We start from the raw sequence: 21,824 nt of genomic DNA, 5'->3' as shown, positions 1-21,824 counted from the left end.
ATGACCCAAGACGATTTGACCATTATCGACCCCAAGATGAAGGCGCATGGCGTCAACGTCTTCTATGGCGAGAAACAGGCGATCAACGACGTGTCGATCGACGTCGGCACCGACCTCGTGACCGCCTTCATCGGCCCGTCGGGCTGCGGCAAGTCGACCTTCCTGCGCTCGCTGAACCGCATGAACGACACGGTCGCCAGCGCGCGTGTCACCGGCAAGATCGAGCTCGATGGCGAGGATATCTATGCGCCGTCGATGGACGTCGTGCAGCTCCGCGCGCGCGTCGGGATGGTGTTCCAGAAACCGAACCCCTTCCCCAAGTCGATCTATGACAATGTCGGCTATGGCCCGCGCATCCACGGCCTCGCGCCGTCGAAGGCCGACCTCGACGTCATCGTCGAACGCGCGCTGGTGCGCGCTGGCCTGTGGGACGAGGTCAAGGATCGCCTCGGCGAAAGCGGCACCGCGCTGTCGGGCGGCCAGCAACAGCGGCTGTGTATCGCGCGCGCGATCGCGGTCGATCCCGAAGTCATCCTGATGGACGAGCCCTGCTCGGCGCTCGACCCGATCGCGACCGCGAAGATCGAGGAACTGATCCACGAACTGCGCGGCAAATATGCGATCGTGATCGTCACGCACAATATGCAGCAGGCGGCCCGCGTGTCGCAGCGCACCGCCTTTTTCCACCTCGGGACGTTGGTCGAATATGGGAAGACGACCGACATCTTCACCAACCCGAAGCAGGAACGGACCAAGGATTATATCACCGGCCGTTACGGTTAAGCCCCGGCCGAAGAAGGACGAAGCAATGGCAGTTACGAACGATCATACGGTCAAGGCTTTCGACGAGGATCTGAACCGCCTCCGCGGCCTGATCAGCGAGATGGGCGGCCGTGCCGAACAGGCGCTGCTCCAGGCGATGAGCGCGCTCAACAGCGGCGACCTCGACCTCGCGGCGCAAGTCGTGCGCGACGACAAGAAGATCGACGCGCTCGAGGCCGAAGTCGAACAGCTCGCGGTGCAGACGATTGCTCTCAGGGCACCGATGGCCGACGACCTTCGCGAGATGATCGCGGCGCTGAAAATCGTTTCGGTCGTCGAACGCATCGGCGACTATGCGAAGAATATCGCCAAGCGCGTCGCGCTGATGGACCAGACGCGCCAGATCGAGGCGATCCCGGTGTTGATGTCGATGTCCTCGGCGGTCGCGGAACTGATCCACGACGCGCTCGACAGCTTTGCCGCACGCGACGCCGACCTCGCGGTCCGCGTCACGGTGCGCGACAAGAATGTCGACGATTTCTACAACAGCATCTTCCGCACCCTCGTGACCTTCATGATGGAAAATCCGAAGCATATCACCGAGAGCGCGCACCTGCTGTTCGTCGCCAAGAACCTCGAACGCATGGGCGACCACGCAACCAACATCGCCGAGATGGTCTATTATGTCGTGACCGGTGAACGGATGGAGGAACGCGAACGCGGCGAACAGCCCGAAGACGGCGCCGCGGAACAGGAGCAAGGCTGATGCCGCAGCCCGACCTGTTGCTGATCGAAGATGACGAGGCGATCGCCGAGCTCATCGTCTGGCACTTCGCGCGCGAGGGCTTTTCGGTCCGCCAGACCCCCGATGGCGAGCAAGCGCTCGTCCTCGTCGAGGAACGCGTGCCCGACATCGTCCTGCTCGACTGGATGATCGAGAGCCTGCCCGGCATCGAAGTGTGCCGGCGCCTGCGCCGCAACCCCAAATCGGCCAATGTCCCGATCATCATGCTCACCGCGCGCGGCGAGGAAGAGGATCGCATCCGCGGGCTCGAGACCGGCGCCGACGACTATGTCACCAAGCCGTTCAGCCCGCGCGAGCTGGTCGCGCGCGTGTCGGCGGTGCTCCGCCGTCTGCGCCCCGCGCTTGCGGGCGAAATGCTGACCTATGCCGACATCGAGCTGGATTCGGTCGCGCACAAGGTCGTGCGCAACAGCCAGATCGTCGCAATGGGTCCGACCGAGTTCCGCCTGCTCCGCCACTTCATGGAGCATCCGGGCCGCGTCTTCTCGCGCGGGCAATTGCTCGACAGCGTGTGGGGCCAGGACAGCGACATCGAACTGCGCACGGTCGACGTCCATATCCGGCGCCTGCGCAAGGCGATCAACCTGCCGGGGACGAGCGATATCATCCGCACCGTGCGGTCGGCGGGTTATGCGCTGGACGCGGGCAAGAGCGTCTGATTTAGAAGTCGGCCAGCGAGCGTAAGCTGCCGTAATCTCCCCTCCCGCTTGCGGGCGGGTCGGGGGTGGGCAGCAACGTAGCGATGGCCCACCCCGCTGCGGCTAGCCAGCAAGCTGGCAAGCCTCGCTGCCCCTCCCGCAGGCGGGAGGGGACATTCGAGCACTACTCAAACGACCGCTTCCCACCCCAATGCGGGGGTTCCGATAAATCAGAAATCCATCTGCGTCCGAAGCCCGAAGGTATCGGCCGTATAGCTGCGGTCGCCCGTGAGGGTCGGGATGCGCGCATCGTCGATCCACAACTTGCCGTAATTGGCGATGATACGGATATAATCGATCGGCGCCCAGACGAGACCGATCAGCGCCGTCTTTTGCTTACCGCCAACGATTCCGGCGTCGTTGAGATCGAGATGGTCGTAGCGCGCGTTGATCTCTACCGCCCCGATCCCACCGTCGGTGATCGGTTTCGACGGCCTTAGCCGGTCGAACGCACCATCCCTGTAACTGCGACTATCCCCGGGGGTCAGCAACATGCCGACTTCCGCATAGCCGCCGAAGAAGGTCGGGTCGGCCAGGCCGGGGCGCTTCATCCTCTGCCAGAAGGCTTCGCCCGATGCATGGAACGGCCCCGACATCAACGCCCCCTCCAGCCCAAAACCGTGCTCGCCGGTGGCGCTGATGTCACCGGTATCGACCAGACGCACGTCGGTCGTGTGGATAAAGGGTCGAGCGCGATAGCGCGCGGTCGTCGACAGGTCATTGAAATCGCGAAAATGGACGGATCCGCCGAGATGCAGCTGGGTTCTGCCGAATTTGGGCATCCAAATCACCCGCCCGTCGACGCTCATGCTGTTGTTCTTGTCGTCCAAAAGACTGTTGGCATCGTCACCAAAGACGCCCGCCTGCGCGAGAAGCTGCTTTCCCTTATATTGGCCCCCGATGCCGACGCGGCGTTCGAAACCGAAGGCCGGCACAAAGGCTGCACGCTCGGTAAAGCTCGTGAACAAGTCGCTCGTCACATCTTCGAGCGACGTAAAGTGTCGGACGTGCCCGACCGTGACGGATAGCGGCCCCGAGCCATAGGTAAGATAGACGTCGGTCAGTTCGGCCGAGCCGCCAGCGAAATCGGCTTCGGCGCGGTATGAAAAGCCTCCCGGAATCTTGCCGTCGAATCCCAGGAACACCCGGCGTATTTCGGTCGTCAAACCGCCACGCGTTCCCAGAACGCCTGCGGGCGCATCGATGCCCGCGACGTCGAACTGCATCCGCCCGCGCGGCTTGAAGCTCCAGCCGTCGGCGGTCTTGATCTCGGGCGCCCCCTTCCAGCTAATCTCGGTCGCGGGCTTGGCGGTCACCGACGGTGACGGCGACGGTGTCGGGACCGGAGCCGGCGCAGGGGTCGGCTGCGCGGTCGCGGCGTCGAGCCGCGTTTCGAGTGTCCGGACCTGCGCCTTCAGCGCCGCGAGTTCGGCACGAAGCTGCGCAGCCTCTTCAGCGGTCATTGCCTGCGCGTGCGCTGCGGTCGGCAGGCTGAACATCGACGTCGCCAGCAACGCGGCGGTGAGGGCATGACGCATGAGGGATTTGCTCCGTTGCGAAAGGTGACAAGCTCGAGGCGCTGCTATGACGCTTGCATGACATATGCACGTCATTTGCGTGACATTTTTGTTTCAGCCGTCATTTTTTCACCCCCTTGCCTGCCAAGCGCGAACGGCTAAGGACGTTCCAGTTTTTTCGGGCAACCTTTCTTGAGGCACGCCCTTTCCGGGAGACCATCATGACGATCAAATTTGACGGCCGCGTGGCTATTGTTACCGGCGCCGGCGGCGGCCTTGGCCGCGCCTATGCGCTCGAACTCGCGCGGCGCGGGGCAAAGGTGGTCGTCAACGACCTCGGCGGATCGCGCGACGGCACCGGCCATTCGGACGCCGCACTGCAGGTCGTCGAGGAAATCCGTGCCGCGGGCGGCACCGCAATCTCGAACGGCGGCAGCGTCACCGAATATGACCAGATGGTCGAAATGGTAGCCAAGGCGAAGGAAGAATGGGGCGGCGTCCACGTCCTGATCAACAATGCCGGCATCCTGCGCGACAAGAGCTTCGCCAAGATGGAGCCCTCCGATTTCGACCTGGTGCTGAAGGTGCATGTCAGCGGCAGCGCCAACGTCACCAAGGCATGCTGGGACCTGATGCGCGAACAGGCCTATGGCCGCATCCTGATGACCGCCTCGTCGACCGGCCTCTACGGGAATTTCGGGCAGGCCAATTATGGCGCGGCAAAGCTGGGCCTCGCAGGGCTCACCAAGACGCTCCACCTCGAAGGCGCGAAATATAATATTCGCTGCAACACGATCGCGCCCGTCGCGGGCACGCGCATGACCGAGGATATCTTCCCCGCCGAGCTGTTCGAGAAGTTCACGCCCGAGAATGTCGTCCCCGCCGCGCTCTATCTGGTCAGCGAGGACGCGCCCACGAACATGATCGTCGGCGCGGGCGCAGGTGCGTTCCACGCCGCCTATGTCACCATGACCCCCGGCGTCGCGCTTCCCGAAGGCGAGCGCACGCCCGAGGGTGTCGCCGCGGCGTGGGAAAAGATCATCGACCGCAATGGCGAAATCGTCCCGCAATCGGGCAGCGAGCAGTCGATGAACGTCATGAAGGCGTTGATGGCGCTGGGCTGATCCTGTTACATCTTTCCGCATAGGGGCGCCGGGGCGGCGTTCCTGTGCGGGGGGATGACATGGCGGAAATGAACCTGGGCGACGGTATCGAGCTGCTTCAGCGGCGGGCGAAGATCGTCAAAACCTTGCTGATCGTCGGATTTGCCGTGACGGTCGCGCTGCTCGCGGGCGAGATCGGCGAAATCAACGGCGACATCATCCTCGCCAATCCCGATCCCACACCGATGGAACAGCTCTATCTTGCCGTGCTGCTGGTCAACACGCTCGTATCGTTGGTCACGATCGTCTTCTTCGCGATGTGGATATATCGCGCCGCCGCCAATGTTGTCGCGGCCGGCATCGCGGGTTTCGACTTCACCCCCGGCTGGGCCGTCGGCTGGTATTTCGTGCCCTTCGCCAATCTCGTCCAACCTTTCCGCGCGATGCGGCAAATCTGGAACGCGAGCCACGCGGGCGGCAGCGACATAGATCGCGGCGACCCGATCCTGACCCTGTGGTGGACGGTCTGGCTCGCCTCCAACATCAGCGCCAATATTTCGATCCAGATGAGCTTTCGCGCGACCAGCACCGAAATGGTCAGCACCTCACTCTATCTGGGCGCCATTTCGTCGGTGCTCAGCCTCGTCCTGTTCGTCGTCGGCATGCGCCTTGTCGAGCGCGTCACCGAGGCGCAGCGCGACCGGCTGTCGCCCGCGCATATTTTTGCCTGACTTATCGTATTGCATCACTAATACAGTTCTGCTAAAAGCGATGCGGGGCAAGGGGATCGGACAGAAGGACGACCCCGATGTATAGTGAAAGCGACCTGCAAGCTGCGGTCGATGCAAAGGTACTGACGCCGGAGGCCGCATTGGCTTTCCGGTCGCATATCGCATCGGTGCGCGCCGCTCCCGGAGCGGATGAGGAATCATTCCGCCTTATCACCGGCTTCAACGATATTTTTGTCAGCATCGCGGCGGTGATCCTGCTCGTCGCGGTCGGCTGGATCGGCGCCTCGATCCACCCCGCGCTCGGCGGCGCGTTCGTCGCCGGCTCGGCGTGGTTCCTCGCCGAATATTTCACCCGCAAGCGCCGCATGGCGCTGCCCAGCATCGTCCTCGTCCTCGCCTTTTCGGGCGGTGTGTTCGCGACGATGGTCGGCATCCTCGTCAAGCATGGCGAGTCCATTTTCGGCAATGATGTCGGCGAAACGACCGGTGCGATCCTGATCGGATCGATGGCGCTGGTCACCGCGGCGGCGACCTGGCTCCACTGGAAGCGCTTCATGGTGCCGATCACCGTCGCCGCCGGAACCGCCGCGCTCGCTGCGACCGCGGTCGCGCTCGTGCTCGCGATCACCGGCATGCCCAGCCCCGACGGCACGCTGCCAATGGCGCTGGTGCTGATTGCCGGCCTCGGCGTCTTCGCGCTTGCCATGTGGTGGGATCGCAGCGACCGGGTGCGCCAGACGCGCCGCAGCGACGTCGCCTTCTGGCTCCACCTGCTCGCCGCACCGATGATCGCGCACCCGATCTTCCACTTGCTCGGCGTCACGCGCGGCGACGACATCGGCAGCGCTGCTGCGGTGATGGTGATCGGCGTCTATATCCTGTTTGGGCTGCTCGCGCTCGCGATCGACCGCCGCGCCCTGCTCGTCTCGGCGCTCGCCTATGTGCTGTTCGCGATGACGCAGCTGTTCAACACCTTTGGCGCGGTCGAGCTCAATGTCGCGCTGACGGCGTTCGTGATCGGCTCGGCGTTGCTGCTGCTCTCGGCCTTCTGGCAGAATGCGCGGGCGGTGGTCGTGGGCTTCCTGCCCGACAATCTCGCGAATCAGCTGCCCGCGACGACCCGTACGGTCAGTCTCCAACCAGCTTCATAAGCTTGCGTTCGACGGGGGCGAGCACATTGGAAAGCTCGTCCCCGCGTTTCAGGATCGCCCCGGCTTCGGAGACAAGGGCCCACATGCCCTGCCGGCTCCGCAAGGCGGGGCGCTTTTCTATGCGATATTCGGGGCGCTCGGCAGCGCGGCGAAAGGCCGAGAAGATCGCCGCGTCGCGGTGGAAATCCATCGCATAGTCGCGCCAGTGCCCGGCGGCGACCATCCGGCCGTAGAGATCAAGGATACGCATGAGCTCGGGACGCTCGAAACCGGTCTGCTGCGGGACCGCCCGGTTATTTCCGAACGGCAAGGGCGTCACCGTTCCCATCAGGCCCCGGTCCGGCTCCCTTTGCGCCGCGGCGCCTGGTCCTCAGCGACTTCGCGTTCGTCGAGCAAGGCCTTCAGCTGTTTTTGCATCATATCGAGCTGGCATTGCAGCAGCTCGATCTTCTGCGTCGCGGGGTCGAAGGTTTCGCTGCACGGCGTGCCATAGGGCACGAACTCGCGCGCATATTCGGTTGCATCGAGCAAGGTCGAGCGCGCCGGGATGCCGACCATCACCGCGCCCTCGGGCACATCCTTGGTCACCACGGCGTTCGCACCGACGCGCGCGCGCGCGTTGACGGTGACGGGACCGAGGATCTGGGCGCCCGATCCGACGATAACGTCATTGGCGAGGGTCGGATGGCGCTTGCCGCCAATGCCGTTCGCCGGGTCGGTGCCGCCGAGCGTCACGCCCTGATAGATGGAAACATTGTCGCCGATCTCGGCGGTCTCGCCGATCACGACGCCGAAACCATGGTCGATGAACAGGTGGCGTCCGATCGTCGCACCCGGATGGATATCGACCGCGGTCAGGAAGCGCGACAAATGATTGACGAAGCGCGCGAGGAAGAACAGCCGCGCCTCGAACAGCCAATGCGCGACACGGTGCAAACCCACCGCAACCAAACCCGGATAGAGTAGAATTTCCCAGCGCGACCGCGGCGCAGGGTCGCGCGCCTTGATCGAATCGAGATAGGCGACCAGCCCGTTGAACATCGCATTGTCCCCTGCGACCCCGTTTGTTCTGGCCAAGATAGTTGTTTGGAGGCGCTATTTCCACCCCCGATGCGCTTTTAGTCGTCAGCGCCCGAAAAGGCCGATGCGCAGGAGGAGCAGGCCCTCCCTGCGCAGGTTCCGTTCGCCGTCATGGCTCGCGATCTTCGCGGCCCAGCGGTCGAGCATCAAAAGCGACCGGTTTCCGGCGAAGACCCGGCGCGGCGGCGCGGGAAGTATTTTGGCATGGCCGAGCAGATCGCGCGCCTCGCGCTCGCTTTCTTCGACCCCGGCGCCCCACAACAGGCCCCACCGTGTTCCGCCAGCTTCCTCACCGCCGGACAGCTTGAAAAGCTCCCCGCCGAAGCTCTCGGACGCCGCCCGTCGTTCTTCGTCCGTCTCGGCCAGCAGCATCGCCTCGGCGGCATCGACAAGCGCGTCGAGACCGCCCTGCCCCGCCCATGTCGCCTGAAGTTCGGCAAGCAGTGGCTCGCCCTTCGGCAGCGCCGCGGGATCGCTCGCCACCAGCGCCGCCATGTCGCGCCACCAGGCGAGCTTGATCTGCCCGATCAGCGGCTCGCGCGCGTCGAGCAGCAGCTTGGTCAGCCGCGCAGCCAATCCCCATAGCGCCGACATCGCGGCGCGCCGCGCGTGCGGTACGGAGACCAGCACGCGCGGATCGCGCATATCGGGATAGAAGGCCGTCTCTTGGTCGTCAGGCGCGATTGCGGACCGCCTTCACGGCTGCCACGACGCGCGGGGTGTCGATCAGCGCGGCCTTTTCGAGATTGTGCGCATAGGGCAGCGGCACATCCTCGTTGCACACCCGCATCACGGGCGCATCGAGATCGTCGAAGCCATGCTCCATCGCGACCATCGCGAGTTCGCTGGCGATCGAGCAGGTCGGCCAGCCCTCTTCGACGATGACGAGATGGTTCGTCTTCTTGAGGCTGGCGAGCACCGTCGCGGTGTCGAGCGGGCGGATCGTGCGAAGGTCGATGACCTCGGCGTCGATGCCCTCGCCCGCCAGCTGGTCGGCCGCTTCGAGCGCGAGCCCGACGCCGATCGAATAGCTGACGATGGTGACGTCGCTGCCCTGACGCATGATCCGCGCCTTGCCGATCGGCAGGACGAAATCGTCGACTTCGGGAACGTCGAAGCTGCGGCCATAGAGCAGCTCGTTCTCGAGGAAGACGACGGGGTCTTCGGTGCGGATCGCGGCCTTCAGCAGCCCCTTGGCATCGGCGGCGTCATAGGGCGCGATCACGATCAGGCCGGGGACGCTCGCATACCAGGGCGCGTAATTCTGGCTGTGCTGCGCGCCGACGCGCGCTGCGGCGCCGTTCGGACCGCGGAACACGATCGGACAGCGCATCTGGCCGCCCGACATATAGTTGGTCTTTGCCGCCGAGTTGATGATGTGGTCGATCGCCTGCATCGCGAAGTTGAAGGTCATGAACTCGATGACCGGGCGGAGACCGCCCATCGCCGCGCCCGCGCCGAGACCGGCAAAGCCATATTCGGTGATCGGCGTATCGACGACGCGCTGCGGGCCGAACTCCTGGAGCAGGCCCTGCGTGACCTTGTACGCGCCCTGATATTCGGCGACTTCCTCGCCCATCACGAAGACGCGGTCGTCCTTGCGCATTTCCTCGGCCATCGCGTCGCGGAGCGCTTCGCGGACGGTCAGGCGCGCCATGGCGGTGCCTTCGGGGATCGCGGGGTCCGATGCGCGTTCGGCTGCGGCGGGAGCAGCGGCCGGGGCTGCGGCAGGTGCCGGAGCGGGAGCCGGAGTTTCCGCCTTGGGCTCGGGAGCAGCGGCGGGCGCAGGCGCAGCAGCCGGAGCGGCGGTTTCCTCGCCGTCGCCCGTGATCGTTGCGATCACGGTGCCGACCTTCACATTGTCGGTGCCCTCGGCAACGAGGATCTGGCCGATCGTACCCTCGTCGATCGCTTCGAATTCCATCGTCGCCTTGTCGGTTTCGATCTCGGCGAGAATATCGCCCGATTTCACCGCATCGCCTTCCTTGACGAGCCACTTGGCGAGCGTGCCCTCTTCCATCGTCGGCGACAGCGCCGGCATTTTCAATTCGATGGCCATCTCAATATTGCTCCACCAGCACGTCGGTATAAAGTTCATGAAGTTCGGGTTCGGGCGCGCTTTCCGCGAAGTCGGCCGAGTCCGCAACGATCTGACGGATTTCCTTGTCGATATCCTTGAACTTGTCCTCGCCGATGCCGGCATCGGTCATCAGCTTTTTCAGATGTTCGATCGCGTCGCTCTTGTCGCGCACCGCCTGCACTTCCTCGCGGCTGCGATATTTGGCGGGGTCGGACATCGAGTGGCCGCGATAACGATAGGTCTTGAGCTCCATCAGCACCGGGCCCTTGCCCGCGCGCACCCATTCGAGCGCCGCTTCGGCCGCGCCGCGCACCGCGAGCACGTCCATGCCGTCGACCTGCATGCCCGGAATGCGGAAGCTTTCGCCGCGGCGATAGAGCTGGTCCTCGGCCGACGCGCGGTTGACCGACGTGCCCATCGCATATTGGTTGTTCTCGATCACGAAGATGATCGGCAGCTTCCACAGCTCAGCCATGTTGAAGCTCTCATAGACTTGGCCCTGGTTCGCGGCGCCGTCGCCAAAATAGGCCATCGCTACGCCGCCGTCGCCGCGATATTTGTGCGCGAAGGCCAGCCCGGTGCCGAGCGACACCTGCGCGCCGACGATGCCGTGACCGCCATAGAATTTATGCTCGACGCTGAACATGTGCATCGAGCCGCCCTTGCCCTTCGAGATGCCGGCCTGGCGTCCCGTCAGTTCGGCCATGATGACCTTGGGGTCGATGCCATAGGCGAGCATATGGCCGTGGTCGCGGTAGCCGGTGATCACGCTGTCCTTGTCGCCGTCAAGCGCCGACTGCAGGCCGACCGCGACGGCTTCCTGACCGATATAGAGGTGGCAGAAACCGCCGATCAGGCCGAGGCCGTAAAGCTGCCCCGCCTTTTCCTCGAAGCGGCGGATGAGCAGCATCTCGCGATAGAATTTTTCCAGCTCTTCGGGCGTCGCGTCATAGGGGACGGGTTCGCGCGGTTGCTCGCGATTGCTCGCGGCGGCCGGAGTGGATGCAGTCTTTTTGGGCGCGGGGGAGGTTCGCGCAGGTGCTTTGGCCAAGACGGGTTCCTTTGCATTTAGCCGTTACGGCAAGCCGCCATATAGGAGAGCCGCGCCGCACTTGGCAACGCCCACCATGGGAGGGGTCGGCGCCAACTTACGTATGCAGCATAGGGGTGCAGCAACGCTGCCCCAAAAGCTCAGGGCTTTGCTGTCTTGTCCATCGGAATGATATACTCGTCCTGATGATATGCGCCGAGTTTCTCGCGCACATATTCTTCAGCCAAGTCGGGGTCGACGCTGCGGCGGTCGAGCAAGTTGACGCGATTCTGCAGTTCGTTCTGCTTCTTGGTCAGCTCGCTCAGGATGACGCGCTGTTTCTCGACCGACTGGCCATAATCGCCCCAGGCGTAAAGCCCGGTCGGACCGAAGATGATGTAGCCGATCATCGCCAGCACCACCATTACCGCGATGGCGGGTCCGGCGGCCCGGTTCATCGATTTGCGGAATTTGTGGCGCTGCGTCATTCCGGCCCTTGAATCAGAGTTGATTCGTGGCGTCAAGGCGCCAATCGCCGGTTTTCAACCGTTCATCGCATCAGGAAAGCCGCCAGAGATGCGGCGCCGTCTTGCAGAAGGTGCCCAGCCGCATTCCGCCTTCCCACAGTTCGATGCTGCGACCCGCCGCCTGCCCCTGCGCAATCTGCAACGCAAAGTCCGGGGTTTCAGCCTGAAAATCAATGCGTATCGGCTCGCCCGAGGAATTATCCTCGAGCAGGATATGAAAGGACCGCATGTCGAATACCTTCGATGACGGGAGCCGGTGCGACCCGGACCTCGGCATATTTCGATCGGCTATCCGTACGAAACGGAGGGACTGCGGACATTGAGCCGGTACCACGAAGAGCCGATCTGGTGGAAAAACCGCAACCGTCGAAGACAGGCTAGCAGCTTCCCACCGATCGACCTAATCAATTCGGCGCCGACTTGATCTATGTTATGCGAAAATCGACGCGCCCGGATAGCGCGCCATATCGCCCAATTCTTCCTCGATGCGGATCAATTGGTTGTACTTCGCAAGCCGGTCCGAACGCGCAAGGCTGCCGGTCTTGATCTGGCCGCAGTTGGTCGCAACCGCGAGGTCGGCGATCGTCGAATCCTCGGTCTCGCCCGAGCGGTGCGACATCACCGCGGTGTAACGCGCGCGGTGCGCCATATCGACCGCGTCGAGCGTTTCCGACAGCGTACCGATCTGGTTGACCTTGACGAGCAGCGAGTTGGCGAGGCCGTCCTTGATCCCCTGTTCAAGGCGCAGCGGGTTGGTCACGAACAGATCGTCGCCGACAAGCTGGCACTTGTCGCCGACAAGGTCGGTGAGCGCCTTCCAGCCGACAAAATCATCCTCGCTCATGCCATCCTCGATCGACTTGATCGGATAGTCGTTCACGAGCGCGGCGAGATATTCGGCCATCTGCTCGGGGCTCAGCGAAAGCCCCTCGCCGCTGATCTCATATTTGCCGTTCTTGAAGAATTCGGTCGCGGCGCAATCGAGCGCGAGCACAACGTCGGTGCCGAGCTTGAAGCCCGCCTGATCGACCGACGCGGCGATGAAATCGAGCGCGGCGCGCGTCGAGGCAAGGTTCGGCGCGAAGCCGCCTTCGTCGCCGACGGCGGTCGCAAGGCCCTTCGCCGAAAGGCCCTTCTTCAGCGTGTGGAAAATCTCGCTGCCCCAGCGGACGGCTTCGGCGATGCTGCCGGCGCCGACGGGCATGATCATGAATTCCTGTACGTCGATCGGATTGTCGGCATGCTCGCCGCCGTTGATGATGTTCATCATCGGAACCGGCAAGGTGCGCGCCGAGACGCCGCCGACATAACGATAGAGCGGCAAGCCGCGCGCATCGGCGGCGGCCTTCGCGGCGGCGAGGCTGACGCCGAGGATCGCATTGGCGCCGAGGCGGCTCTTGTTCGGCGTGCCGTCGAGGTCGATCATCGCCTGGTCGAGCTCGCGCTGGTCCTCGGCATCGAGGCCGATCAGCGCTTCGGCGATGTCGCCGTTGACCGCAGCGACCGCCTTGGTCACACCCTTGCCGAGATAGCGCGACTTGTCGCCATCGCGCAGTTCGACGGCCTCATGCGCGCCGGTCGACGCACCCGAGGGAACCGCGGCGCGGCCGAAGCTGCCGTCTTCCAGAAGCACATCGACTTCGACGGTGGGATTGCCCCGGCTGTCGAGGATTTCGCGGCCGTGAATGTCGATGATGGCGGTCATGGAATATGTCCTGCTGGCGGCCTGAAATCGGCCGGTGGAGAAAGGCGCCCGCCTGTTATCGGCAGGGTGACGTTAGTGCAACCGCTGCATAGGAATTTTGCGGAGGGATGGAACCATTCGGCGCGCCTTGCTATATATTCTTGCAGGACCAAGAGAAGGTTGCCCGCTTGCGCGGCGCCCGACACGACAGAAGAGGACTTAATGATGGCCAAAGCCGCTACTCCCGCGACGAAGAAAGCCGCAGCGCCCCGTCCCAAGGCCCCCGCGAAGGCCGCTGCCACCAAGGCCGCGCCTGCCCGCAAGCCCGCAACCGTGAAAAAGGCGGCCGCCAAGGATCACCCGATCCGCGACCAGATCGCCGCGACGCGCGACACCATCAAATCCGAAGCATCGAAGAAAGCAGCCTCGCTGAAGGACGAAGCCGCGGCACTGAAGAAACAGGCCTCGACCAAGGCGCGCGACGCCGCGACCAAGGGCAAGGACAAGGCAGCCGAAGCCGTCGGCAGCCTCGCCAAGCTGCTCGAGGACAGCGCCGGCACCGTCGACAGCAAGTTCGGCAAGCAGTACGGCGACTATGCCCGTTCGGCAGCGACGACCGTCGCCGGCCTCGCCACGACGCTCGATAAGAAGGATCTCGACGAGCTCGCCGCCTCGACGCGCGACATGGTCAAGAAGAATCCGGCCATTGCCGTTGGCGCGGCCACGGTGATCGGCTTCGTCCTTGCACGGATGCTCAAGGGCAACTCGAACGATTGACAGGCCCTTGCCACCTTCCGATCCGAAGACCCCGCCGACGTCCGAGGCGCGCAGCTTTGACGGCATAAGTCACGGCTACGCGCCCGACGGGCGTCCGCTTGCACCGCCCCCCGTTCCGCTCGAAAAGATTGTCGGCGACGTCGTCGACAATCTGTCGGCGACGGCGAAGGCGGAGCTTGCCCTGCTCGAAGCGCGCACCGAGCTGGCGCTGCATGGTGCATCCTGGACAGCCGGCTGGGGCGCAGTTGCCGCTTCGGCTTTGGGTATCGCGATGCTCGCGCTCGCGTTCGGCGCGATCCTCGCGCTCTCGCCGCACGTCGGGCCCTTCGTCGCGACGCTGATCGTCGTCGCCGTGCTGCTGGCGATTGCCGCTTTTGCCGGCTGGCGTGCGCAGCGCAGCTATGGCGACATTCGTACCGCGCTGCGGCGTGACCTGACGAACGAAGGGATCGACGATGCCGCGGACGCGTAACCGGCTGATCGCTGCGGCGCGCCGTTCGATGCTCCAGCGCGCCGAACTGCACCGCCGGCTCGACGTCGCGCGCGCGGCGCTTAGGCCCTCGGCGCTGGTCGATCGCGGCAAATACCGGATCGGCGCGGCCGTCGACGATACGGCGCAAGCGGTGCAGGAGCAATTTCGGAGCAACCGCCTGCCGATCGCGATCGCGGCGGCTGCCGGCGTCGCATGGCTGCTGCGCGAACCGATCAAGGAGCATGCACCGCGTCTGGTGCAGAGGATTCAGGACCTGGCGACCGACGTCGCCGATCATTTCCGTTCCGCCGACGAACCGGCGGACGAGGATGAAATCGAACCATTGGAGGAAGATGATGAAGCCGTTCGGTGAAACCGCCCGCGAGACGCGTGCGAAAGCGAGTGAACTTGCGGAGAAAACCGCCGAAAATGCGCGCCTGACCGCCGAGGGGGCGAAGGCGCGCATCCAGGACGGTTACGGCCGCGCGCGCGCAGCCACCGAAGACTTTGCAGCCAAGGCGAGCGAGCAAGCCGGCGTAGCCCGCGAAGCCGCCGGCGAGGCGCTCGAAAAGGGCAAGGCGCAGGCGAAGCGCGCAAACAGCAAGCTGAAAGACGTCGCCGAAAAGCAGCCGCTGACTTTGGTCGCCGGTGCGGTCGCGATCGGCGCGCTGCTCGGCTCGCTGCTCCCCAAGGGCCGCAAGGACGACGCCGACAGCTGAAAGACAGCTTACTTGCTTATTCGCCCGTTGCGGAATAGGGGGCTGCGCTTCCCCTCCCCAAGACTTTTACCGGCAGGAATCCGAAGATGAGCAAGCTGCACCTGGTTTTCGGCGGACGCGTCAGCGACCCGCAGGGCCTCGACTTTACCGACCTTCACAATCTCGACGTCGTCGGCCTCTACCCTGACTATAAGTCGGCCGAAAAGGCATGGCGCAGCGCGGCGCAGCGCACCGTCGACGATGCCGAAATGAAATATGTCGTCGTCCACCTGCACAAATTGCTGCAGCCCGACGCGGACGGCTGATTTGAGCGGCCCTTCGGGGCCGTTCTTTTGTCAACGGAAATTGTCGGCGTAAGCCTGGATCTTCAGCGTCCGGACGGGGGTCGCGGTGACTTCGACCTCGATGCCATTCTTCTCCGCATAGGCCACGGCCTCTTCCTGGCTCGCAAAGCCCAGTCGCAGCTGGCGCTGCGTATCGCCACTGCCCGCCCAACCCATCAACGGATCGGCCGTGCGCGCTTCGGCGGGGGCAAATTCCAGCATCCAGCGCTGCGTCCCGGCGCGCCCCGACTGCATGGCATTCTTGGGCTTCTGGAAAATACGCGCTTTCATCGGGGTCGTCCTGTAACTGGGGCCTGAGCCGCCGCCTTAGCGCCAAGCAGCGCCCGCGAAAAGAGGCCTATTGCGCATCGCGCCGTGCCTGCGCCGCTTTGGTCATCAGGCTCGGCCGCGCGTTCGCCGGATCGTCGGGCCAATTATGCTTGGGATAGCGTCCGCGCATCTCGCGCGCCACATCGTGCCAGCTCCCGCTCCAGAAGGACATGAGGTCGCGCGTCGTCTGGATCGGCCGGTGCGCGGGCGAGGTCAGCGCAAGCACGAGCGGCACCGGCGGATCGCCGATCGTCGGATGGCGCGCGAGCCCGAACAATTCCTGCACGCGGAGGCTGACCGTCGGGCCGCCATCGGCGCCATAGTCGATCGGATGCCGGCTTCCGACGGGCGTCGCATAATCGGCGGGCGCATGTTTCTCGAGCAATTGCCGCGCGGGCCAGTCGAGCAGCCCCATCAGCGCGTCGGTCAGCTTGCGGTCGCCGATGTCGCGAAGGCCGCGGCAACCCGCAAGCAGGGGCTCCAGCCAGAGTTCGAGGCTGTCGGCCAGCGCGCCGGTCGATAGCGCGTCGATCCCCGCATAGGAGGCACGCTGGCGCAGCGCCTGCGATGCAGGCCCCCAGCCGATCAGCCCCAGCCCTTTGCCGCGCACCGCCGCCATGCGCACCGCGATATCGTCCTCGGCATTTTCGCTGCGCCCCGCCTGCCCGCTGGTCAGCGCAATCGCGCCGAGCCGCCGTTCGCGGCGATGGTCGACGCGGTCGCTTGCCGCATCGTAACTGCTTGCCGAATGCTGGACGATGCGGTCGGCAAAGATCGCCTCGACCTCGGCCTGATCGATCGGCGCCGCGGCAAGGATGCGCACCCCCGCGGCATGACCCTGCGCGTCGGCGATCGCGAGCCATTCGCTGCCCGCGAGCGGATCGACCGGATCGATGCGATAGGCGCGGCCGCCGACGCTCAGATATTCGCCGCGCTGGCCCGAGCGCTGACGCGCGACACGGTCGGGCCAGGCGGTCGCGATCCAGCCGCCGATCGAACGCGGTTCGACATCGCCGGCTTCCACCGCCAGCTTCTCCGCGATCGTCGCCAGCCGCCGTGCCAGCCGCCACGCGCCTTCGCTGCGCTCGTTGCGCTGCCCGCGCCAGCGCCCGAGCCGCGCTTCGACATCGACGCCGCGCCCGCCAAGCCCCGGTTCGGTCAGCAGCACAGCCAGCCTGCCCGCCATTTCGCCCTCGCCCGCGCGCGCGGCGTCGAGCAGCATATGCGCGAGCGGCACCGGCAACGGGATCGCCGCCAGCGCCTTGCCGTGCGCCGTGATGCGGCCGTCGTCGGCCAGCGCGCCGATCGCCTGCAATCGCGTCTTCGCTTCGGACACCGCCGCGGGCGACGGCGGGTCGAGCCAACCCAGTTGCCGCGGATCGATGATGCCCCAGCTCGCGCAATCGAGCACGACGGGCATCAGGTCATTCTCGTGGATTTCGGGCGGATCGAAGGGCGGCATGCCCGCGGTCGCCGCGGCTTCCCACAGGCGGTAGGCGACGCCCGCCCCCTGCCGCGCGGCGCGGCCAGCGCGCTGCGTCGCCGACGCCTGGCTCGCGCGTTCGGTGACGAGCCGCGCAATGCCCGCTGCCTTGTCGAAACGCGGGCGCCGCGACAGTCCGGCGTCGATCACGATCCGCACGCCGTCGATCGTCAAGCTGGTCTCGGCGATGCTTGTCGCGAGGATCAGTTTCCGCCCCCCGGCGGGATCGCGAACAAGCGCCTTGCGCTGCAGCGCCGGATCGATCTGGCCGTGCAAGCGGTGGACGACGAGCGGCAGGCGCGCCTCTTCGACCGCGGTTGCAGCGCGTTCGATATCGGCTGCGCCGGGCAAGAAGGCGAGCATGTCTCCCTCCACCTCGTCGGCCAGCGCCTGCCGCACCGCCGCGAGCACCGACGCCTCGAGCCGGTCCTCGACGCGGCGACCGATATGCCGCAGCTCGAGCGGAAAGATCTTGCCCTCGCTCTTGACCACCGGCGCATTGCCGAGCAGCGCGCCAAAGCGCGCGCCGTCGAGCGTCGCCGACATCGCCACGAGGCGAATATCGTCGCGCAACCCCTGCTGCGCATCGATCGCGAGCGCGAGCGCGAAATCGCCGTCGAGGCTGCGTTCGTGCACTTCGTCGAAGAGCACCGCCGAAACACCCGAAAGTTCGGGGTCGGCGAGGATGCGATTGCGGAATAGCCCCGGTGTCATCACAAGCAGACGCGTCGCTGCCGACTGCTTGCTGTCGAGCCGCGTCGCATAGCCGACGATGCCGCCGACAGCTTCGCCCATCTCCTCGGCGATCCGTTCGGCCGCCGCGCGGGCGGCAAGCCGCCGCGGCGAGAGTAGCCAGACATTGCCCTTGCACCACGGCTGGTCGAGCAGCGCAGGCGCGACGCGCGTCGTCTTGCCCGCCCCGGGCGGCGCGACGACGACGGCGTTGGGCTTCAGCACCAGCGCCGCCATGATATCGGGCAGCACGGCGTCGATCGGCAGCGGCTGCATCAGGCGCGCGCCGCTGGATTGCCCAGTTCGGCGTTCAGGCGAAAGGCTTCGGCGGCGAGGCGCTCGACCGTCTCGGGCGCCACCTCGGTCGCTTCGGTCATCACCAGATTGCCGAGCTCATATTTGCCGCTGGCCTTGATCCGCGGTTCCAGTTCGCGGAGCCGCTTGCCGCGCCAGAAGCCGAGCAGCACGCGATGCGCCTCGGCGCGGATCAATATGCACGGACCGTTCGCCATGAAGACGAGGTTCGTCCATTTGATCGTTTCATCGAAGGGAGCGGCGCGCATGATCGCCGCGCGCATCATTTCGGCGCGCGCGTGCTGCCAGCCCGACAGCGCGGCGATATAGGCGTCGGGATTGTCCGCTACAGGGCCCATTCCCATCGCCATCGGGCGCGGCTCAATAGGCGCGCGCGACAGCGAAGGCGACTGCTTCGGTCAGCGCTGCCTTGGCCTGGCTCGCGCGGAAGCCGCCAATGGCATCGACCGCGCGCTGGCCGTAGTGACGCGCGCGGGCAAGCGTGTCGGCGATCGCATCATGTTTGTGCAGCAGGCTGGTCGCATGGGCCAGATCCTCATCGGACGTGCGGTGGCCGGTAATAGCGAGCTGCCAGAATTCGCGCTCCGCCGCATCGCCGCGTGCATAAGCGAGGATGACGGGCAAGGTGACCTTGCCGTCGCGGAAATCGTCGCCGACCCCCTTGCCCATCGTTTCGGCGTCCGAGACATAGTCGATCGCATCGTCGACAAGCTGGAAGGCAATACCGAGGTTGCGGCCATAAGCGTCGAGCGCCGCCTCGGTCGCGTCGTCGCGTTCGGCGACCACCGCGGCGATCTTGCACGCGGCGGCGAACAGCTCGGCGGTCTTGGCGTTGATGATCGCGAGATACTGGTCCTCGCTCGTCTCGATCCGGCGCTGCGCGGAAAGCTGGTTGACCTCGCCCTCCGCAATCACCGCCGAGGCGCGCGACAGGATCTTGAGCACTTTCAGCGAGCCGTCCTCGACCATCACCTCGAACGCCCGGCTGAACAGGAAATCGCCGACGAGCACCGAGGCGCTGTTGCCCCAGATCAGGTTCGCGGTCTTGCGTCCGCGGCGCAGGTCCGATTTGTCGACGACATCGTCGTGGAGGAGGGTCGCGGTGTGGATGAATTCGACGGCCGCAGCCAATTTGCAGTGGCGGCGGCCCGGATAGTCGAGCAGCTTGCCGCACGCGAGCGTCAACATCGGGCGCATCCGCTTGCCGCCGCCCGCGATCAGGTGACCCGCAAGTTCGGGGATCAGCGGCACTTCGGACTGCATACGGTCGAGAATGACCGAATTCACCTCGTTCATGTCGGCGGCAACAAGCGCCATCATCGGGTCGAGCGAAGGCGGACGATCGCCGTGGAGGAGGTGTATCTCGGCAGTCATAACGCGGCGAGCCTTGGCGCCGCGGTCACGATTTTGCAACGACTTTCGGCTTGCTTTGAAGTCCCGCCCGGTGCCAAGCGTGCCGAGGAAGAGAGGAATCGCGCACCCATGGACGACCAACTGAGCCGCTACCGCCAGAGCATCGACAATATCGACGCGGCGCTCGTCTATATGCTCGCCGAGCGGTTCAAGGTGACCAAGGCGGTCGGCGAACTGAAGGCGCGCGAAGGCCTGCCCCCCGCCGACCCCGGCCGCGAGGAGCGGCAGATCGGACGGCTGCGCGAATTGGCGCGCGACGCCGACCTCGACCCCGATTTCACCGAGAAATTCCTGCGCTTCATCATCGATGAAGTGATCCGCCATCATCAGCAAGCCAAGCGGGAGCAAAGCGCATGAGCATCGACCACCCGATCTTCGCGCGCTGGCCCGCGCAGCACCCCGACCGGATCCAGCTTTTCTCCGCGCCGACGCCGAATGGGGTGAAGGCCGGGATCATGCTCGAGGAAACCGGCCTCGCCTATGAACCGCACCGGATCGACATCATGGCGAACGAAAGCCATGATCCGGCGTTCCTCGCGCTCAATCCCAATGGCAAGATCCCGGCGATCTACGACCCTGCGGGGCCGAGCGGCAAGCCGCTGGCGCTGTTCGAATCGGGTGCGATCCTGCTCTATCTCGCCGACAAGAGCGGCCAGTTCATCTCGGCCGATCCGAATATGCGGTACGAGACGATCCAGTGGGTGATGTGGCAGATGGGCGGCGTCGGCCCGATGTTCGGCCAGCTCGGCTTTTTCCACAAATTCGCCGGCCGCGAATATGAGGACAAGCGCCCGCGCGACCGCTACGCCGCCGAATCAAGCCGCTTGCTTGGCGTGCTCGATGCGCGGCTGGCGACGCGCGAATGGGTGATGGGCGCCGATTACAGTATCGCCGACATCTCGCTGCTCGGCTGGGTCCGCAATCTGATCGGCTTTTACGAAGCGCGCGAAATCGTCGGCTTCGATCGTTTCACGCATGTCCAACGCTGGCTTGAGGCCGGGCTTGCGCGGCCGGCGGTGCAGCGCGGGCTGGAAGTTACCGCGGCCTGAAAAGCACCGCGAACGGAGCGCGCCAAAAATGCGCGCTCCGCCGGGAAATGCCGGGATGGGCAAGGCCCACCCCGCGCATCTTACATACCGTCGAGGCCCTTGCTGACCAGAATGTTCACCGCAACGCGGCGGTTCTGGGCCTTGCCTTCGGGCGTCGTATTGTCTGCCGCCGGGTCGGCTTCGGCCATCCCGGTGGGGGTCAGCATGCGATAGGGCTTCCAACCGCATGCCTGCTGAAGGTGATTGACGACGCGGCTCGCGCGCTTTTCGCTGAGCTCCTGGTTGAGCTCCTGGCTTCCGGTCGAATCGGTGTAGCCGACGACGAGCAGCAGCGCGTTGTCCATGCCCTCGGCCTGCGTTGCCGCGGTGCAGAGGTCGGCCTTCGCCTGCTCGGTCAGCACTGCCTTGCCGGTGGCGAAGTTCACGTTCGTCGTGCCCTTGACATTATACTGGTCGATGTCGCCGACGCGGCTGCGCAGTGCTTCGGTCGCCGCAGTCTGTTCGGCGAAGCGCTGGTCGGTGCCGGTGCGGATCATCGATGCAGTGCGCAGGTCCTTGCTCTTCAGATCGACCTGGCTCGCGACCAGACCGCCGTCCCACTGCAACGTGTCGATGCTGACGGGCAGGCCGTTGAGCAGCTGGTCCGCGCCAAGCTTGTCGCGGTTAAGGCCTAGGAAGCCGCCGCTGCTCTTGATTTTCGTATAATCGGCGATTGCGATGGTCGTGCTGTTGCCGTCGGCGGTCGCAACCTTGATGCGGCCGTCGGTGCGCGCGGCGATGATGCCTTCGACCTTGGGTCCCTTGGTCATCTGGTCGGGCGAAGGCAGCGTACCGACTACGGTCGCCATGACTTCGCCGCCATCATTGTCCTGCTGCTGCGCAGCGACACCGACCGTCGCCGTCCCGGCCAGCATAGCCAGCGCCAACAGCGCCCCCGAACCCTTGGTAAATGCACCCATACCCTACTCCTTCAGTTGGATTAGCAGGGCCCAAAAACCTCTTGTGGCCCTTTCTGGCACAAGAATACTCGCGGCAGCGGCGAA

27 protein-coding genes are annotated in these 21,824 nt (G+C 65.0%); 14 read left to right on the top strand and 13 right to left on the bottom strand.

The window, feature by feature from the left end:
- Genes pstB through phoB form a run of 3 tightly spaced genes read left to right on the top strand, consistent with a single transcriptional unit; the run spans position 1 to position 2,226 of the window.
- Complete coding sequence (gene pstB / locus GGC65_RS00545) at positions 1-783, top strand: phosphate ABC transporter ATP-binding protein PstB (protein WP_192649330.1); 783 nt, start codon at positions 1-3, stop codon at positions 781-783.
- 25 nt (positions 784-808) lie between these two features.
- Positions 809-1,528, top strand: a complete 720-nt coding sequence (phoU, locus tag GGC65_RS00540; protein ID WP_192645373.1) for a phosphate signaling complex protein PhoU — start codon at positions 809-811, stop codon at positions 1,526-1,528.
- On the top strand, positions 1,528-2,226 hold the full coding sequence (gene phoB, locus GGC65_RS00535) for a phosphate regulon transcriptional regulator PhoB (RefSeq protein WP_192645372.1): 699 nt from the start codon (positions 1,528-1,530) through the stop codon (positions 2,224-2,226). Before phoU ends, phoB begins: the two co-directional genes overlap by 1 nt.
- Positions 2,227-2,435: 209 nt before the next feature.
- Here phoB and GGC65_RS00530 read toward each other — a convergent pair whose 3' ends face one another.
- Positions 2,436-3,803, bottom strand: a complete 1,368-nt coding sequence (locus tag GGC65_RS00530) for an OprO/OprP family phosphate-selective porin (RefSeq protein WP_192645371.1) — start codon at positions 3,801-3,803, stop codon at positions 2,436-2,438.
- A 200-nt stretch (positions 3,804-4,003) separates the two neighbouring features.
- Between GGC65_RS00530 and GGC65_RS00525 the strand changes: the two genes are divergently transcribed.
- From GGC65_RS00525 to GGC65_RS00515, 3 genes are all read left to right on the top strand, one after another.
- Positions 4,004-4,906 carry an SDR family oxidoreductase gene (locus GGC65_RS00525; protein ID WP_192645370.1) on the top strand — a complete coding sequence of 301 codons (903 nt, stop codon included), beginning with the start codon at positions 4,004-4,006 and terminating at the stop codon, positions 4,904-4,906.
- A 59-nt stretch (positions 4,907-4,965) separates the two neighbouring features.
- On the top strand, positions 4,966-5,616 hold the full coding sequence (locus tag GGC65_RS00520; RefSeq protein WP_192645369.1) for a DUF4328 domain-containing protein: 651 nt from the start codon (positions 4,966-4,968) through the stop codon (positions 5,614-5,616).
- 77 nt (positions 5,617-5,693) lie between these two features.
- Positions 5,694-6,767, top strand: a complete 1,074-nt coding sequence (locus GGC65_RS00515) for a hypothetical protein (protein ID WP_192645368.1) — start codon at positions 5,694-5,696, stop codon at positions 6,765-6,767.
- Here the strand turns inward: GGC65_RS00515 and GGC65_RS00510 are convergent.
- From GGC65_RS00510 to GGC65_RS00485, 6 genes are all read right to left on the bottom strand, one after another.
- A complete protein-coding gene (locus GGC65_RS00510; protein WP_192645367.1) occupies positions 6,745-7,095 on the bottom strand; it encodes a DUF2794 domain-containing protein in 351 nt (116 codons plus the stop codon). The two genes, GGC65_RS00515 and GGC65_RS00510, sit on opposite strands and share 23 nt — an antisense overlap.
- Positions 7,095-7,808 (bottom strand): serine O-acetyltransferase, encoded by a 714-nt coding sequence (cysE, locus tag GGC65_RS00505; RefSeq protein ID WP_192649329.1) that lies wholly within the window; start codon positions 7,806-7,808, stop codon positions 7,095-7,097. The genes GGC65_RS00510 and cysE overlap by 1 nt, the downstream gene beginning before the upstream one ends.
- A gap of 84 nt (positions 7,809-7,892) precedes the next feature.
- Positions 7,893-8,492: a hypothetical protein gene (locus GGC65_RS00500; RefSeq protein WP_225940610.1), complete on the bottom strand. Its 600-nt coding sequence runs from the start codon at positions 8,490-8,492 to the stop codon at positions 7,893-7,895.
- A 28-nt stretch (positions 8,493-8,520) separates the two neighbouring features.
- On the bottom strand, positions 8,521-9,906 hold the full coding sequence (locus GGC65_RS00495) for a pyruvate dehydrogenase complex E1 component subunit beta (protein WP_192645366.1): 1,386 nt from the start codon (positions 9,904-9,906) through the stop codon (positions 8,521-8,523).
- 1 nt (position 9,907) lies between these two features.
- Positions 9,908-10,978, bottom strand: a complete 1,071-nt coding sequence (pdhA, locus tag GGC65_RS00490) for a pyruvate dehydrogenase (acetyl-transferring) E1 component subunit alpha (protein WP_192645365.1) — start codon at positions 10,976-10,978, stop codon at positions 9,908-9,910.
- A gap of 140 nt (positions 10,979-11,118) precedes the next feature.
- A complete protein-coding gene (locus tag GGC65_RS00485; protein ID WP_225940609.1) occupies positions 11,119-11,415 on the bottom strand; it encodes an FtsB family cell division protein in 297 nt (98 codons plus the stop codon).
- Here GGC65_RS00485 and GGC65_RS00480 point away from each other — a divergent pair.
- The gene (locus GGC65_RS00480; protein WP_192649698.1) at positions 11,390-11,731 is read left to right on the top strand and encodes a hypothetical protein; all 342 of its coding nucleotides are present in this window, start codon (positions 11,390-11,392) and stop codon (positions 11,729-11,731) included. The two genes, GGC65_RS00485 and GGC65_RS00480, sit on opposite strands and share 26 nt — an antisense overlap.
- A 183-nt stretch (positions 11,732-11,914) precedes the next feature.
- On the opposite strand, the gene eno is transcribed toward GGC65_RS00480, so the two are convergent.
- Positions 11,915-13,189, bottom strand: coding sequence for a phosphopyruvate hydratase (gene eno, locus GGC65_RS00475; protein WP_192645363.1), 1,275 nt, complete (start codon positions 13,187-13,189; stop codon positions 11,915-11,917).
- A 204-nt stretch (positions 13,190-13,393) separates the two neighbouring features.
- Here eno and GGC65_RS00470 point away from each other — a divergent pair, with 204 nt between their 5' ends.
- The 5 genes from GGC65_RS00470 (at position 13,394) to GGC65_RS00450 (ending at position 15,441) form a co-directional block, all read left to right on the top strand.
- Entirely contained in the window at positions 13,394-13,945 is a 552-nt protein-coding gene (locus GGC65_RS00470) for a hypothetical protein (RefSeq protein WP_192645362.1), read from the top strand.
- A gap of 7 nt (positions 13,946-13,952) precedes the next feature.
- Positions 13,953-14,417 (top strand): phage holin family protein, encoded by a 465-nt coding sequence (locus GGC65_RS00465; RefSeq protein ID WP_192645361.1) that lies wholly within the window; start codon positions 13,953-13,955, stop codon positions 14,415-14,417.
- Positions 14,401-14,790, top strand: a complete 390-nt coding sequence (locus tag GGC65_RS00460) for a hypothetical protein (RefSeq protein WP_192645360.1) — start codon at positions 14,401-14,403, stop codon at positions 14,788-14,790. Before GGC65_RS00465 ends, GGC65_RS00460 begins: the two co-directional genes overlap by 17 nt.
- Positions 14,774-15,136 carry a hypothetical protein gene (locus GGC65_RS00455; protein ID WP_192645359.1) on the top strand — a complete coding sequence of 121 codons (363 nt, stop codon included), beginning with the start codon at positions 14,774-14,776 and terminating at the stop codon, positions 15,134-15,136. Before GGC65_RS00460 ends, GGC65_RS00455 begins: the two co-directional genes overlap by 17 nt.
- 86 nt (positions 15,137-15,222) lie before the next feature.
- Entirely contained in the window at positions 15,223-15,441 is a 219-nt protein-coding gene (locus tag GGC65_RS00450; protein WP_192645358.1) for a DUF4170 domain-containing protein, read from the top strand.
- A 30-nt stretch (positions 15,442-15,471) separates the two neighbouring features.
- On the opposite strand, the gene GGC65_RS00445 is transcribed toward GGC65_RS00450, so the two are convergent.
- The 4 genes from GGC65_RS00445 to GGC65_RS00430 all read right to left on the bottom strand — a co-directional run bounded on the left by GGC65_RS00445 (position 15,472) and on the right by GGC65_RS00430 (position 19,693).
- A complete protein-coding gene (locus GGC65_RS00445; RefSeq protein ID WP_192645357.1) occupies positions 15,472-15,750 on the bottom strand; it encodes an ETC complex I subunit in 279 nt (92 codons plus the stop codon).
- A 67-nt stretch (positions 15,751-15,817) separates the two neighbouring features.
- Positions 15,818-18,280 (bottom strand): ATP-dependent helicase HrpB, encoded by a 2,463-nt coding sequence (hrpB, locus tag GGC65_RS00440; protein ID WP_192645356.1) that lies wholly within the window; start codon positions 18,278-18,280, stop codon positions 15,818-15,820.
- The gene (locus GGC65_RS00435) at positions 18,280-18,657 is read right to left on the bottom strand and encodes a DUF1801 domain-containing protein (protein ID WP_192649327.1); all 378 of its coding nucleotides are present in this window, start codon (positions 18,655-18,657) and stop codon (positions 18,280-18,282) included. Before GGC65_RS00435 ends, hrpB begins: the two co-directional genes overlap by 1 nt.
- Positions 18,658-18,679: 22 nt before the next feature.
- Complete coding sequence (locus GGC65_RS00430; protein ID WP_192645355.1) at positions 18,680-19,693, bottom strand: polyprenyl synthetase family protein; 1,014 nt, start codon at positions 19,691-19,693, stop codon at positions 18,680-18,682.
- Positions 19,694-19,801: 108 nt separating this feature from the next.
- On the opposite strand from GGC65_RS00430, the gene GGC65_RS00425 reads away from it, so the two are divergent.
- Positions 19,802-20,089 (top strand): chorismate mutase, encoded by a 288-nt coding sequence (locus tag GGC65_RS00425; protein ID WP_192645354.1) that lies wholly within the window; start codon positions 19,802-19,804, stop codon positions 20,087-20,089.
- Positions 20,086-20,781, top strand: a complete 696-nt coding sequence (locus GGC65_RS00420; protein ID WP_192645353.1) for a glutathione S-transferase N-terminal domain-containing protein — start codon at positions 20,086-20,088, stop codon at positions 20,779-20,781. Before GGC65_RS00425 ends, GGC65_RS00420 begins: the two co-directional genes overlap by 4 nt.
- 80 nt (positions 20,782-20,861) lie before the next feature.
- Here the strand turns inward: GGC65_RS00420 and GGC65_RS00415 are convergent, their stop codons facing one another.
- Positions 20,862-21,740: an OmpA family protein gene (locus tag GGC65_RS00415; RefSeq protein WP_192645352.1), complete on the bottom strand. Its 879-nt coding sequence runs from the start codon at positions 21,738-21,740 to the stop codon at positions 20,862-20,864.
- Positions 21,741-21,824: the final 84 nt, after the last annotated feature.

Source organism: Sphingopyxis sp. OAS728, from assembly GCF_014873485.1.
Lineage (GTDB): Bacteria > Pseudomonadota > Alphaproteobacteria > Sphingomonadales > Sphingomonadaceae > Sphingopyxis.
This window is presented reverse-complemented; position numbering and strand designations above follow the sequence as displayed.